Source organism: Bacillus sp. 5mfcol3.1 (genome assembly GCF_900114335.1).
In the GTDB taxonomy this organism is placed as follows: Bacteria; Bacillota; Bacilli; order Bacillales; family Bacillaceae_G; genus Bacillus_A; species Bacillus_A thuringiensis_S.
This window is the reverse complement of sequence record NZ_FOST01000006.1, coordinates 158,134-173,420: the sequence shown is the minus strand read 5'-3', so window position 1 is coordinate 173,420 and position 15,287 is coordinate 158,134. Positions and strand designations below refer to the sequence as shown.

Genomic DNA, 15,287 nt, shown 5'->3' with positions numbered 1-15,287 from the left:
AATATAGTTGTTTTCAGGAAGATGGGTGAACAAATATGTCCTTTATTGATGAAGAAAATTATCGTATGAAACGTGCAGGGAAAAAGAAGCATAAAGGTATAGTTCTTTCTAGTATAGCGGGAACAATTGTAGGAGCTTCTTTATTTGCGTTTGGAGCTCCTTTATTTTCAAATTCTGCTGATACGCTTCCGCAAGCTGAAGCAAGCGGAAGTAATATGGCCGAAGCTCAAGGAATTAAACAGATTAGCTTTGTAGATGCTGTTGATCGTGCATCTGAAGCCGTTGTGGGTGTTATTAACATTCAACGAGATAACTTTTCAGAGGCAGATTCAGAGGCTGGTACAGGATCAGGAGTAATTTATAAAAAGACAAATGGTCAAGCTTATATTGTAACGAATAATCATGTTGTAGCTGGAGCGAATCGTATTGAAGTAAGTCTAAGTGACGGTAAGAAGGTTCCTGGAAAAGTATTAGGAACCGATGTAGTCACAGATTTAGCTGTATTAGAAATAGATGCAAAGCATGTGAAAAAAATAATTGAAATTGGCGATTCTAATACTGTTCGTAGAGGAGAGCCAGTTATTGCGATTGGAAATCCACTTGGACTGCAATTCTCTGGAACTGTTACGCAAGGTATTATTTCAGCTAATGAACGTATTGTCCCTGTAGATTTAGATCAAGATGGACATTATGATTGGCAAGTAGAAGTGTTACAAACAGATGCGGCGATTAACCCAGGGAATAGTGGCGGTGCGCTTGTAAATGCAGCAGGACAATTAATTGGTATTAATTCAATGAAAATTGCTGCAAAAGAAGTAGAAGGAATCGGACTTGCTATTCCGGTGACTAGGGCTGTTCCGATTATGAATGAACTTGAGAAGTATGGAAAAGTAAGAAGACCGTATGTTGGGATTGAACTTAGGTCATTAAATGAAATTCCAAACTATTATTGGTCAAAAACATTACATTTACCAGGTACTGTAACAGAAGGAGTTTGTATTTTGGATGTGAAAAGTCCTTCGCCAGGCGCGGATGCTGGTTTAAGAGAACATGATGTTATTGTGGCAGTAGATGGAAAACCGATTCGCGATATTATTGGATTCCGCACGGCCTTATATGATAAGGAAATTAATGATAAAATGACTCTTACGTTTTATCGTGGTACAAAAAGAGTAACAACAACAGTGAAATTAGGCATTCAAAAGTATTAAAAACAGGAGGGCCTACCTCCTGTTTTCTATTGTAGAAAAGTGAGGTGAAGAAAATGAATTTACCTTGTTGTTTAGAACATGTTGAATTAGCGTTAGATATTATTGTGGATGAGTGTGAAGTTGCGCCGGTTATCAACAGTGTGGATAACTCAGAAAAAGAGAAAAAAACATGTGAATTTTGTCAAAATGAGGCGACATATGTTGTATCGAACACAGATTCTCACACAATATGTGGGTAGTGTTTGTGGATATGTGGATAAGTTTTGTGGATAACATGTTTGTAAGGTGGAGGATACGTGTGAATATCTCGATTATTTCAATTGGGAAATTAAAAGAAAAATATTTGAAACAAGGTATAGCAGAATACTTAAAACGATTATCAGCATACGCAAAAGTAGAAGTAATTGAATTGCCAGATGAAAAGGCGCCAGAAAATTTAAGTGAAGCAGAAATGTTAATTGTAAAGGAAAAAGAAGGTATACGTATACTGGATAAAATTTCTGATGACACGCATGTGATTGCATTAGCTATAGAAGGAAAGCAAAAGTCATCAGAAGAATTTGCGGTAAGTCTAGATCGCCTTGCTACATATGGAAAGAGTAAAGTCGCATTTGTAATTGGTGGATCACTCGGACTAAGTTCAGAAGTAATGAAGCGTTCAAACGAATCACTTTCTTTTTCAAAGATGACGTTACCACACCAATTAATGCGATTAGTGTTGCTTGAGCAAGTGTATAGAGCGTTTCGGATTAATCGTGGGGAACCTTACCATAAGTAAGGTATTCTATGTAAAACAAAGGTAAGACGCTGATATTATCATATTTATTTTATTATGCCTATAACTGGAGGCTATGTGAATGGTAAGTGATCAGACGAGATATTCTAGGCTCGCGAATATAACAAAAATAATAAATACAAAATTAGAACTACGTGAAGTATTACAGCGTGTGACAATGGCGATATCAGAGGAGATTGTTAGGTGCGATGCTGTTGGAATTTATTTACCCCAGGAAGATGGAACATTTAGAGGGTTTGCAGGAAAACCAGAGACCATAAATGGCGTAACGCTCGATACTCAGGTAATTGATCCTGAAGTAGATTTACTGGCAAAAGAAGTTATTGAAACGAAAAAAACCATCTATATTCCTGATACCTCAAAGGATCATCGACCAGATCCGAGACCCGTTGATGCGTTTAAAATTAAGTCCTTATTAGCTCTGCCTATCTCATTTAGGCAAGAGTTATTTGGTCTGGTTTTTTTATTTGATTATGGGATTCCGATGAACTTAACAGATTCAGAAATTCAAAGTGTTGAAGCTTATGTAAATATGGCCGCGGTCGCAATTCAAAACGCAAATAATTTAACACAAAAGGAAAACCTTATTGCTGAGAAGCAGCTGTTACTAAATGTTACCCGTGATTTATCAATGTGTGCCTCAATACAGGAGAGTTTTGATAAATGCTTTTTTTACTTAGATCAGATTTTAGAAAGTAAAAATATGACTGCCCATCTTCTAGATCCGCTAGACAAAACAACGATTAAAACAACGAAATTAAGTAAGGGCTGTGATTGGACAGAAGCGGATTGGACAGAGAAAAGCTATGAAGCCAAGATCCAAGAGGTTATTCAAACAAAAAATATAGATAGTAAGGATTTATTGATGATTCCATTGGTTTCAATGGGAGAAGTATTAGGGGTAATCGTCGTTGGTAAAGAAGGAAAAGCTCACAATTACGATAATTCTCAAATTCAACTAGCAAAATCTATTGTTGATGCCACAGCCCCTACGTTTTCAAATTTGTTATATATGGATAAACTAGAAAGTATAGTGGAAGAGCGAACGGGAGAGCTAGCTGCTGCTAATGAAAAAGTTACAAGTGTGATTGAATGTATTACGGATGGATTCTTTACTTTAAATAATAAATGGGAATTTACGTACGTAAATAAGCACCAATATTTTCCGCAAAGAAAAACAGCAAAAGATGTATTAGGAAAGAATATATGGGATGTTTTCCCGAGTGACATCGACACAGTTATGTATAAGGAATTTCATCGTGCAATGTCAGAGCGAACTACAGTTCATTTCGAATTTCTTTCTACTGCAGATGAATATTGGCACGAAGTTATTGCATACCCGTATGATGATGGTATTTGCTGTATTTTTAAAAACATAACGGAAAAAAAGAAATATGAACAGGAATTGAAAAGATTATCTAACATTGATTTAATAGGGCAAATGGCAGCAGGTATCAGCCATGAAATTAGAAATCCAATGACAACGGTACTAGGATTTTTGCAGTTATTAAAAGAAGAGAATACCTATGAGAAACATAATAAGTACTTTCATTTAATGATTGAAGAACTTAACCGTGCCAATTCTATTATTACTGAATTTCTCTCAATGGGGAATACAAGGAAATTGGATTTACAGATGTTAGATTTAAATTCAATTATCCGCGATATTATTCCTTTAATAAAGGTTGATACGCACAATCAAAATAAGTATATTCAAGTCGATACAAATGACATTCCGGAATTACTTTTAAATCGTAATGAGATACGGCAATTATTAATGAATCTATATCGTAATGGCTTAGAAGCGATGGATACAGGGAAAGTTCTAACCATTAGCACCTACAAGGAAGGTCAAAATTGTGTGGTGCTTGCAGTGCAGGATCAAGGAAAAGGTATTAGGCCTGAAGTATTAGAGAAACTGGGTACGCCATTTTACACGACCAAAGATAATGGAACTGGATTGGGGTTAGGTGTATGTTATGCCATTGCTGCCCGCCATAATGCAAAAATAGAAATTAAAACAGGATCAGAAGGCACTACCTTTTTTGTTAAATTTAATTATGAAAATAATAAAAAATAAGCTTATTTAGAATAGTTATGATGAACCGTATCATAAATAAATTTATTCTTTGCATATAAAAAGGATAAAGAGACCATTGGACAAAAATTACCGATGGTCTTTTAAATATTATTAGATGGTATGTAGATTTCCTAAAATAAGTATGTTTCTATTTCCATAAAAATATGCTGTAATATGAAGAGGAAAAAAGTATAAGTAGTTAGAGAAGTGAGGAATTAAAGGTGAAGAAGTTTAAGAAGTTTTACTTGGAGATTACGAGTGTATGTAATCTTGCGTGTAGCTTTTGTCCGCCGACGGAAAGGCAGAAGCAATTCATTTCTGTAGAGGATTTTGCTAAAAGATTAGACCAAATTAAACCTCACACAGACTACATTTATTTGCACGTGAAGGGGGAGCCGTTGCTCCATCCGAAAATAGATCAACTATTAGACTTAAGTCATGAAAAAGGGTTTAAAGTTAATATTACAACGAACGGAACGTTAATTAATAAGAGAAGGCATAGGCTGTTAAATAAGCCCGCGTTAAGACAAATGAATTTTTCACTGCATAGTTTTGATGGACACCCAGGTTCGCAAGATAAAGAGGGCTATGTAAGGAGTATACTTTCCTTCATTAGGGAAGCGACAAGTCAATCAGATTTAATTGTATCGTTAAGGTTATGGAATTTAACTCAGGATAATAAAACAAATGCTGAAATTCAGAAAAATAGGGAGTTATTATCCATAATTGAAAATGAATTTGATCTATCTTATCAGATTGAAGAGAAGCTTACACCAGGAAAAGGTATAAAAATTGCAGAACGTGTCTTTATTAATCAAGACTATGAATTCCAGTGGCCAGCATTACATGAAGAAGAGGATGATGGGAAAGGATTCTGTCATGGACTTCGTAATCAAGCAGGGATTTTAGCGAATGGGACGGTTATTCCTTGTTGTTTAGATGGTGAAGGGATTATTAACCTTGGAAATATTAATAACGATTCATTTTCTAACATTATAGAAGGTGAAAGAGCAACAAACATTGTCGATGGATTTTCCAAAAGAGTTGCGGTTGAAGAGCTTTGTAGGAAATGTGGATATCGTAAAAGGTTTGGGAAGTAAATATGAAATAAGCCCTCATAAAGCGAGGGCTTATTTTTTATTCTTGATAAGAATGCTCTAATTCATCAATTAATGAACCAACGTAAGAAACAGCTTGACGGATTGCATCTGGTTTTGACATATCTACTCCGGCATGTTTCATTAGTTCAAGTGGTTTCATTGTACCACCAGCGCGAAGCACATCTAACCAGCGATCAATAGCAGGTTGTCCTTCATCTTTAATCATTTGAGCTACTGCAGTAGATGCAGTGAGGCCTGCGGAATATGTGTAAGAATATAGACCCATATAATAATGAGGCTGACGCATCCAAGTTAAGCCCGCACCTTCATCGATTTCTACAGAATCTCCCCAGAATGTCGAAAGGACATTTGTTTTAATTTCAGTTAAAGTTGTAGCTGTAAGGGGCTGTCCTTCTTCTGCTAGAGCATATACTCTACGTTGGTATTCACCCTCAAGTAAATGAGTAACAAAGTTGTGATAATATGTGCCGAGTAGTTGTAGAATGACCCATCTGCGCATCCTCTTATCGTCAGTAGTCGCTAGTAAATGCTGAGCTAATAGTAATTCATTCATAGTTGATGGTGCTTCAACAAAGTACATAGATGGGCGTACGTTCATGATACGTTGGTTTTTATTTGCTAAATAGAAATGACCAGCATGTCCAAATTCATGTGCTAATGTGAAGCATCCACGCATCGTATTTTGCCATGTAATTAAAATATAGGGATGAGAGCCGTATGGACTTGAGCAAAATGCCCCTGTTGATTTGCCTACGTTATCTGCAAGATCTACCCATCTTTCTTTGAATCCTTTTTCGATTATGGAACTATATTCATCGCCTAATACTTTTAAAGAATCTTGAATGAGCGTGGCTGCTTCTTCATAAGTAATCGTCGGATTAAATTCGGGATCTAAAGGTGCATGTAAGTCGCAGAAAAGCATTTGATCGAGTCCTAATGCTTTCTTTTTTAAATCTGCAAAACGGCGCATATGAGGTGCTAATTCTTTATAAATAATATCAAGTTGGTTGTTATACATTTCAAGTGGAACCTTTTGTGGTTCTAATAGCATATGGGTAACGGATTCATATTTACGTAAACGAGAAAGTGTTACTTGTTTTTTTACTTCGGTAGCATATGTTGTCGCAACTGTATTTTTATATCGTTTCAAGGTGGAAACAAATGATGAGTATGCTTTTCTACGTATGTATGCGCTTGGAGAAAATTCATATTTGCTTTCAAATAATGCGAAAGAAACAGGGAGTTCGTTTCCTTGTTCGTCTTGTATAGAAGTGAAATCCATATCTGCCAATTTAGTCATGCCGTAAATTTTGTATGGAGAACTATGAACTTCGCCAAGTGCAGCAAGTGTTTCTTCTGTTTCAGGAGAGAGTGTGTGCTGCCTTTTTTTGAGTATTTCTAGTAACGACTTACGGAAAGGTTCGAGTTTTGTTTCTTCAGTTAAATATTTTTCAATTGTTCCTTCGTCGAATGAGAGGATTTCATTATGAATAAAGGATAGTGCAGTATGTACTTTCGTCCATAAAGCAGAAATTTTGGAAGAGTTCGCTTGAATAACTGGATTTGTACGATCAGTAGATTCTTTTAAATTTGCATATGAGTACAGTTTTGTTAACTTCATTAAAAGCTCTTCTTCTAAAAGTAGGCAATTTAATAAAGTTGTGGAGTTAGTATGTAAACGTCCTTTAAATGCATCAAGTTTCTGTATATCATTTTCTAATATGTTTAATGCGGTATGCCACTCATCATTGGACTTATACAAATCAGACAAATCCCATTTTAGTTCGTTAGGTACTTTCGCACGAACAAGACGATTCTCAATTATAGTTTTCATGTCTTATATCCTCCTTATTAAAAGCATCTAAAAATATGATACTAGAAAATTCAGTAAAATAAAAATATTTAACATTTTTATATATTAAAAAGAAGGAGAAGCAATTCTATGCTTCTCCTTCTTTTTAATTTTAAGAATTAATATACTTTGTCACCATTAAAAATTGAGTTTTTCACGACAACATAATCTACAGTACGAATAGCATCTAGTTTTGTTCCACCAGCGTAAGAGATAGAAGATTGAAGATCTTGTTCCATTTCGATTAACGTATCTTCTAAAGAACCTTTATGCTCAACGAACATTTTCTTACCTTCAACGTTTTTCTTCTCACCCTTTTGGAATTCAGAAGCAGAACCGAAGTATTCTTTATAAAGTTTGCCATCTCTTTCAATTGTTTCCCCTGGAGACTCTTCGTGACCAGCGAATAGAGAACCGATCATGACCATAGTTGCCCCAAATCGAATAGATTTAGCTACGTCGCCGTGTGTACGAATACCACCATCAGCGATAATTGGCTTACTTGCAGCTTTTGCACACCAACGAAGTGCAGCTAGCTGCCAACCACCAGTTCCGAAGCCTGTTTTAATTTTAGTAATACAAACTTTACCAGGTCCAATACCAACTTTTGTTGCATCGGCACCAGCATTTTCTAATTCTCTTACCGCTTCGGGAGTTCCAACGTTTCCAGCGATAACGAAGCTCTCTGGTAAATGTTTTTTAATATGTTGAATCATGTTAATCACAGCATTAGAATGACCGTGTGCGATATCAATCGTGATATATTCAGGTGTAAGTTGCTCAGCAGCTAATTGTTGTACGAATTCATATTCGTCCTCTTTTACACCAACGCTGATAGAAGCGATTAATCCACGTGATTGCATATCTCTAATGAATGAGATTCGTTTCTCTGGTTGGAAACGATGCATGATATAGAAGTAATTGTTTTCAGCTAAATAAGTTGCGATTCTTTCATCAATAATCGTTTGCATATTTGCAGGCACGACAGGTAATTTAAATTTATGTTTTCCTAAAGTGACAGTTGTATCACATTCAGAGCGGCTATTTACAATACATTTTGCAGGAATTAATTGAATATCTTCATAGTCGAATACGTTTTCCATCATTTACACCCCTAAAATACGAATATTTTATTTTTATTAATCAAAAATGTTCGTCCATAGGATAATTTACATTATTTTTATTAAGAAGTCAAAGGATTTCTTAACATTTTTTTAAAAAGTAGATTTTATATCTGAAAAAAAACGTTAAAAACGAATTTAAAACGTTTTTTCAATTGTATTGTTCGTTTATGAAAAAAGGTTGAAAAATTGAGATAATTATACAAGGTTGTATGTATTCTTTTTATTTTTTGGTAGGATGAGGGTACTATGAAAGGGTTAATGCTAACAATACGAGCAAAAGATGTTATCAATTAGTTGAACAATATATGAAATGATAAGGTTTATTTCTATATAAAAAGATGAATCTGATATGATCCACCTTTTTATGTGAGGTTTCAAGTATAATAAGTAGGGTGATAGTAACGTATACAAAAGATAAAAAAGAAAATAATACAGAATAAAATGAGGTTAATATATGAGTAAAAAAAGTTTTTCTGATTATAAATTAAGTAAGGAAATTGTAAGGGCGCTTACTGGGTTAGGATATGATCATCCAACAGAAGTACAAGGTGAGGTTATTCCAGTCGCATTACAAAAGAAGGATCTTGTTGTGAAGTCCCAGACTGGAAGTGGAAAAACAGCTTCATTTGGTATTCCGCTTTGTGAAATGGTGGAGTGGGAAGAGAATAAACCACAAGCATTAGTTTTAACACCGACGAGAGAGCTTGCGGTACAGGTAAAAGAAGATATTACAAATATAGGTCGATTCAAAAGGATTAAGGCTGCGGCAGTTTATGGGAAATCTCCATTTGCACGTCAAAAATTAGAATTAAAGCAAAAGACACATATTGTAGTTGGGACTCCTGGTCGTGTGTTGGATCATATTGAAAAGGGTACCCTTTCTTTAGAGTGTTTGAAGTATTTAGTTATTGATGAAGCAGATGAGATGCTAAATATGGGCTTTATCGATCAAGTAGAGGCAATTATTGATGAATTACCTATAAAAAGAATGACAATGCTATTCTCAGCAACACTTCCAGAAGATGTTGAAAAATTGTCTCGTACATATATGAATTCACCAACTCATATCGAAATTAAAGCAGCTGGGATTACAACGGATAAAATTGAACATACTCTTTTTGAGGTGATAGAAGACGAGAAGCTTTCACTACTTAAAGATGTAACAACGATTGAGAATCCTGATAGTTGTATTATTTTCTGCCGTACACAAGAAAATGTAGATCATGTATATAGACAGTTAAAACGAGCTAACTATCCTTGCGACAAAATACATGGTGGTATGGTACAAGAAGATCGTTTTGAAGTCATGGATGATTTTAGAAAAGGGAAATTCCGTTATTTAGTAGCAACAGACGTGGCTGCGAGAGGAATTGATATTGATAATATTACACATGTTATTAATTATGATATTCCACTTGAAAAAGAAAGCTATGTACATCGTACTGGAAGAACGGGACGAGCTGGAAATAGTGGAAAAGCTATTACATTTATAACACCATATGAAAATAGATTTTTAGAAGAGATTGAGGAGTATATTGGTTTTGAAATTCCAAAGGCAATTGGACCTTCAAAAGAAGAAGTTATGAAAGAGAAAGCTGCATTTGAAGAAAAGATATATGCTAAACCAATTATAAAGAAAGATAAAAATGCGGACATAAACAAAGGCATTATGAAGCTGTACTTTAATGGCGGGAAGAAAAAGAAAATTAGAGCGGTAGATTTCGTCGGGACAATTGCTAAAATTAAAGGTGTTACAGCAGAAGATATAGGCATTATTACGATACAAGATAACGTTTCTTACGTTGAAATATTAAATGGAAAAGGACCACTGGTTTTAAAGGTTATGAGAAATACAACGATAAAAGGTAAACAATTAAAAGTTCATGAGGCAATTAAATAAATGAAAATATCCACTTTAAAGGTGGATATTTTTTTGGGGCTTACTTATAGAGTGGATAATGTGAATGGACTTTAACCAATACGTGATTGACGATTGTTTTTTTGTATGTTAGTATTTTTAATTGGTTTTTTCTACCGTTTAATGGGAAAATTGTTAATTCGTTTAGGAGTATATTTTTATATAAGTAAATCAATTTTATTTTAATTGTTGTAAGCTATAAAAAATAAGGACGGTGTTTATGAAATGAATTTTACTCAAGATAGGTGGAGTTTTAAATGGCTTCATTTTTATTTGATGGTAGTAGTTGTTGCATCTCTTTTATTACGAATATATTTAGCATTTCATTTAGAAGGATATGAACGAGATCAACTATTTTTCGTGGATTGGATGAACACGGTAGGTAAATATGGATTAGGTGATGTGTATGCACATGGGGATTTAGTAAACTACCCTCCGTTTTTCTTAGCTCTTTTAGGTATTTATGGAGTGATATTGTCATTTTTTAATATATCCGTGGATGCTGCTGGTGTTTTAATTCGAGTCCCATCAATTGCATTTGAAGTAGTGGCTATAATTATTTTTGCTATAGCTTCTAAAAGGATAGAAAATTCGATTGTGAGAGCAGCATTAGTGACATTTTTTGCATTTAGTCCAGCAGTTATAGTGGATGGGACTATTTGGGGTCAAGTAGACATGTTACATAGTATATTGATGGTTAGTTCTATTTTATTGCTAATGTATAAGCCAACTTGGTCTGGTGCTATTTACGCTATAGCGTTACTAGCTAAATTTCAATCAATCGTAATTGCGCCTGTATTTGCTATGTATTTCCTAAAAATCATTTTTGAAAAAAGAGAAGGTAAGCAATTAATTAAATTTATAATAGGGTTCTGTATCCCGTTATTAATATTCGGCCTTTATTTCGCAGCACATGGAACATTTATTACTATGTTGACACAAGCATATTTAAATGCGGTGGGTACTTTCCCAACGGTAACTGTATTTGCTATGAATATTTGGTATTACGCGATTGGTACGGATCCTAATACGGTAGATACTATTCAAGTTTTACCACATATTACATTGAAAACAGTTGGATTAATACTCTTGTCTATTGCAGCGGCATTAACTTGTTTATATGTCTTTTTCCATCGCCATATGAATACGGCAATTCTATTAAAAGCAGCGACTTTTATAAGTTTTGCATTCTTTATGTTACCTACGCAAATGCATGAGAGATATGCTTTCCCAGCATTAGTATTTGTCATCTTTTTATTGCTATATGAAATGAAGTGGACAGGAATAGCTTTAGGATTAACGTTAACAATCTTTTTAAATCTAGTAATGGTTCTGTATGCAGGCTCTAATACGAATATGGGAATGTTTATCGTTACTATTAATGTTTTTATTTTCTATGCTATGTGTAAATTATTAGTAAAAGAGTATTGTGATCGCTTTGAATTACTAATAAAGAAACAGTAAAAATTATAATTTTAGAGAGAAGTACATTTTGCCAGTATGCAAAATGTACTTTTTTAGTTTGAAAGAGTAAAATTCCAATAGAAAAATAAACATGAGAGGATACTTAGAAAATATAATTTCTAAAATACTACAATCATTCGGATAGTTATTAGGACTCTTTTAAATCATCAATCAACTTCTCAGCTAAGCGTCTGTACATATTACTCATCGACACAAATGATGTTAGTAATAAAAATTTCTCTAGGTTCGGATTTTCTAAGGAAGAAATCTCACTTACTTCTGAAACACGGTTATTTACGTCTTGTGTAAAGTTTTCAACGTTGTTTTCGGTAAGGGTAAGATAATCTTTATATAGCGTATTTAATTCGAAGGAATCATCGCCTAATAAGGATTCATTTATATTTTCTAAGGAGCTTTTTATGTCATTAATGGAAAGGGCCCCTTTTAATTGATAAATTAGGCTAATTAAAATCATATGCTCTTTTGAGTATTTTTTATTTTTGATTGGAATAAACAGTTTCCCTTTTGCATAATTGTTAATCATTGTTTTTGTTAATACTTTTTCATCATCGGTTCTTGTTGTATCCGCATAAGTATTTTCAAATAGTTGGACAACCTGGTCTACATACAAGTCGACATTTGGAATATCCTCAAGCGTAATATTTTTTTCTAAATGTAATGTTTCAAGCAATTTATTTATATTTTTCAAGTAGAACCCCTCACTTTTATAACTTAGTGGAGCATAAAGTTAAATTTATCTCTAAATATGGTATTACGAAACAAATGAATTGTAAATGTTGACCTCTAATAATAATGCGTATATAATTACATGTAGTTATCAAAACTACATGTAATTATATGAGGGGTGTTTATATGAATGCTTATATAAGGGAACCGGTTAATGCTTTTACCCACTTGGGGGGAGCTGTATTATCATTTATTGCATTATTAGCTATGCTTGTAAAAGTTTCTAGTAAGATGCCATCTTTTGCGGCAATTACAGCTGTTATTTTGTTTGGCATCGGAATGATGGTTCTGTATACAGCATCAGCTGTATATCATAGTGTGGTAGCCAGTGAACGAGTTATTTATTTCTTTCGAAAGCTTGATCACTCTATGATTTTTATATTAATTGCAGGTACATATGCACCATTTTGTTTAATTACATTACATTCCGCAAACGGTTTATTATTATTTTGTTTAGTTTATGCAACGGCCATTTGTGGTATTGTTTTTAAAATGTTTTGGTTTAGTTGCCCGAGATGGTTATCAACAGCAATTTATATTACAATGGGCTGGTTAATTGTTCTGTTCTTTGCACCGTTAGCTGCTAACTTAAGTGCAGGAGGTATCGTGCTTCTAGTACTTGGAGGCATTCTTTATACAATTGGTGGATTTATTTATGGAACAAAGCCAAAATGGTTAGAGTTTAAACATATGGGGCATCATGAAATTTTTCATGTTTTTGTATTATTAGGTAGTCTTGCGCATTTTCTAAGTGTATATTGTTACGTAATTTAATAAAAAAAACGCCACATAATAAAAATTATGTGGCGTTTTTTTGTTACCTGATTAGAATCGTATATGTTATAAAATCATTATGGGATAAAATGTAAGTTTCTGTGTTCGCATGTTAAACATAGGATAAGAAATATGTGATATACTTTGAGAAGTTTATAATGAATGAAATATGGAGGACTATAATTATGGCAATACTTGTAACAGGTGGAGCAGGATATATTGGTAGTCATACATGCGTAGAATTACTAAATAGCGGTTACGAAGTTATAGTAGTGGATAACCTTTCGAATAGCTCGGTAGAATCTATAAATCGAGTGAAAGAAATAACAGGAAAACAATTTAAGTTTTATAAAGAAGATGTTTTAAATCATGAAGTGCTTGACGCAATTTTTGAAGAAAATGCAATTGACGCAGTTATTCACTTTGCAGGATTTAAAGCTGTAGGGGAGTCAGTAGCGATTCCATTAACATATTATCATAACAACATTACAAGCACGTTAGTGCTATGTGAAGTAATGCAGAAACATAATGTTAAGAAGATGATCTTTAGTTCATCTGCAACTGTATATGGTATCCCGGAAACGTCACCGATTACGGAGGAGTTTCCATTAAGTGCAACAAATCCATATGGTCAAACGAAATTAATGATTGAGCAAATTATGCGTGATGTAGCATTTGCAGATGCAGAATGGAGTATCGCGTTACTGCGTTATTTCAATCCATTTGGTGCACACGAGAGTGGGCGTATTGGAGAAGATCCAAATGGAATTCCAAATAACTTAATGCCATATGTAACGCAAGTAGCAGTAGGTAAGTTAAAAGAATTAAGTGTATTCGGAAATGACTATCCAACGAAAGATGGAACGGGAGTCCGTGATTACATTCATGTTGTGGACTTAGCAAATGGTCACGTAAAGGCGCTTGAGAAAGTACTGAATACAACAGGAGTAGATGCTTATAACCTAGGCACAGGCATGGGCTATAGTGTACTAGAGATGGTTAAAGCGTTTGAAAAAGTTTCGGGCAAGAAAGTTCCGTATAAAATTACAGAGCGTCGCCCAGGTGACGTGGCAGTGTGTTTTGCTGATGCATCTAAAGCAAAGCGTGAATTAGGCTGGGAGGCAACACGCGGATTAGAAGAGATGTGTGCAGATTCTTGGAAATGGCAATCAAATAATAAAAATGGCTATTTAGAAGTTTAATGATGAATAAAAAATGACCTTTGCATAAAAGCAAGAGGTCATTTTTTATTAAGTTTATTAGCTAACCTAGAAAAGAATGTTCGCTGTTTTATAGGAATATTTGGCTGACAACACGTGTAGGAATCAATATTTTCAATGTCAGTAAGTGTATTGATTATTAAGTATGCGTTCTATTTTTCGTCTTAGAACGAAATTGTATTTAATATAGCCTAGTAGTAAGGGAATGGAGATTTGAAAAGTGCTACAAAGTTATTGTTATAAATAAGGAAAATTATCGGAAAGGATATAGATGGGGAATCAACTGCCCGTAAAACCCCTACTTTATGATCAGCCAGCAACACAAGAGCAATTTCAGCGAGCGTATGTAAATTTATTAAAAGAAATTAAAGGTTTTGATTCAAGCCTATTCCTTATACAAAATTGAGGATTTGAAACAATCAAAAACTGCTAAGGGGTACTATCGCGTTTTAGGTCCGTAATACAATTTTCTCATAAGAAAGAATGTATTACGGACCATCACCTATTACATAATAGGAGGAATTAATGAATTCGAACAAGCTGTTTGTGATATACTGTGTTTCCCTCTTGACTTGTATATGGTGGGAGACTTCGTCCGAAACAATTTGCAATAATATTGGAGTGAGCGGGATAAGAAATACGTATTTCATACAAATCAACAGTCTCATCTAAATTAGCATACAAGACTGCGAGATGATTGCCTTGTAAAACATATGGGAATTCTACTTCTATATTTTCACCAATTAATACAGGTAACTTTACAGGATTAGAATAATTAGACCAATCCCACACTTCTATATTTACATAGTGAGCGTAATATGCATCTAAATTTACAATGTTTACGACTGCTGAAATAGTTGCAGGCTCTCTCGTTAACACACCTGTAGAGTGAAAAACAGAATGATTTGGATAATGAAGAGGCATAAATATCAAACCTTTCTTAAAATGATATGATTTTACAATATCTTATGCTAGAAGAT

The 15,287-nt window shown here is 34.2% G+C and carries 13 protein-coding genes; 9 read left to right on the top strand and 4 right to left on the bottom strand.

Translation table 11 applies throughout. The features are described from left to right. Positions 1-35: 35 nt before the first annotated feature. From BM089_RS24610 to BM089_RS24590, 5 genes are all read left to right on the top strand, one after another. The gene (locus BM089_RS24610; protein WP_000008032.1) at positions 36-1,211 is read left to right on the top strand and encodes a S1C family serine protease; all 1,176 of its coding nucleotides are present in this window, start codon (positions 36-38) and stop codon (positions 1,209-1,211) included. A 53-nt stretch (positions 1,212-1,264) separates the two neighbouring features. Then, positions 1,265-1,450 carry a CxxH/CxxC protein gene (locus BM089_RS24605; protein WP_001052833.1) on the top strand — a complete coding sequence of 62 codons (186 nt, stop codon included), beginning with the start codon at positions 1,265-1,267 and terminating at the stop codon, positions 1,448-1,450. Between the two features lie 59 nt (positions 1,451-1,509). Beyond that, on the top strand, positions 1,510-1,989 hold the full coding sequence (gene rlmH / locus BM089_RS24600) for a 23S rRNA (pseudouridine(1915)-N(3))-methyltransferase RlmH (RefSeq protein WP_001027003.1): 480 nt from the start codon (positions 1,510-1,512) through the stop codon (positions 1,987-1,989). A gap of 79 nt (positions 1,990-2,068) precedes the next feature. Then, complete coding sequence (locus BM089_RS24595) at positions 2,069-4,087, top strand: GAF domain-containing sensor histidine kinase (RefSeq protein ID WP_069356595.1); 2,019 nt, start codon at positions 2,069-2,071, stop codon at positions 4,085-4,087. A 221-nt stretch (positions 4,088-4,308) separates the two neighbouring features. Next, a complete protein-coding gene (locus tag BM089_RS24590; protein WP_000713633.1) occupies positions 4,309-5,187 on the top strand; it encodes a radical SAM/SPASM domain-containing protein in 879 nt (292 codons plus the stop codon). A 37-nt stretch (positions 5,188-5,224) separates the two neighbouring features. Here the strand turns inward: BM089_RS24590 and pepF are convergent, their stop codons facing one another. Then, entirely contained in the window at positions 5,225-7,042 is a 1,818-nt protein-coding gene (gene pepF / locus BM089_RS24585) for an oligoendopeptidase F (RefSeq protein ID WP_090978345.1), read from the bottom strand. Between the two features lie 137 nt (positions 7,043-7,179). Then, positions 7,180-8,163 (bottom strand): GMP reductase, encoded by a 984-nt coding sequence (guaC, locus tag BM089_RS24580; protein ID WP_000432447.1) that lies wholly within the window; start codon positions 8,161-8,163, stop codon positions 7,180-7,182. Positions 8,164-8,638: 475 nt separating this feature from the next. Between guaC and dbpA the strand changes: the two genes are divergently transcribed. Next, a complete protein-coding gene (dbpA, locus tag BM089_RS24575) occupies positions 8,639-10,084 on the top strand; it encodes an ATP-dependent RNA helicase DbpA (RefSeq protein ID WP_053563264.1) in 1,446 nt (481 codons plus the stop codon). A 243-nt stretch (positions 10,085-10,327) separates the two neighbouring features. Continuing rightward, positions 10,328-11,566 (top strand): hypothetical protein, encoded by a 1,239-nt coding sequence (locus BM089_RS24570; protein ID WP_002094212.1) that lies wholly within the window; start codon positions 10,328-10,330, stop codon positions 11,564-11,566. A 148-nt stretch (positions 11,567-11,714) separates the two neighbouring features. On the opposite strand, the gene BM089_RS24565 is transcribed toward BM089_RS24570, so the two are convergent. Next, positions 11,715-12,275, bottom strand: coding sequence for a DUF1836 domain-containing protein (locus BM089_RS24565; protein ID WP_090978343.1), 561 nt, complete (start codon positions 12,273-12,275; stop codon positions 11,715-11,717). A 164-nt stretch (positions 12,276-12,439) separates the two neighbouring features. Between BM089_RS24565 and BM089_RS24560 the strand changes: the two genes are divergently transcribed. Together BM089_RS24560 and galE are read left to right on the top strand one after the other, a co-directional pair. Beyond that, complete coding sequence (locus tag BM089_RS24560) at positions 12,440-13,087, top strand: PAQR family membrane homeostasis protein TrhA (protein ID WP_090978341.1); 648 nt, start codon at positions 12,440-12,442, stop codon at positions 13,085-13,087. Between the two features lie 185 nt (positions 13,088-13,272). Then, a complete protein-coding gene (gene galE, locus BM089_RS24555; RefSeq protein ID WP_053563268.1) occupies positions 13,273-14,289 on the top strand; it encodes a UDP-glucose 4-epimerase GalE in 1,017 nt (338 codons plus the stop codon). Positions 14,290-14,829: 540 nt separating this feature from the next. Here the strand turns inward: galE and BM089_RS24550 are convergent. Continuing rightward, positions 14,830-15,231, bottom strand: coding sequence for a hypothetical protein (locus BM089_RS24550; protein WP_090978339.1), 402 nt, complete (start codon positions 15,229-15,231; stop codon positions 14,830-14,832). Positions 15,232-15,287: the final 56 nt, after the last annotated feature.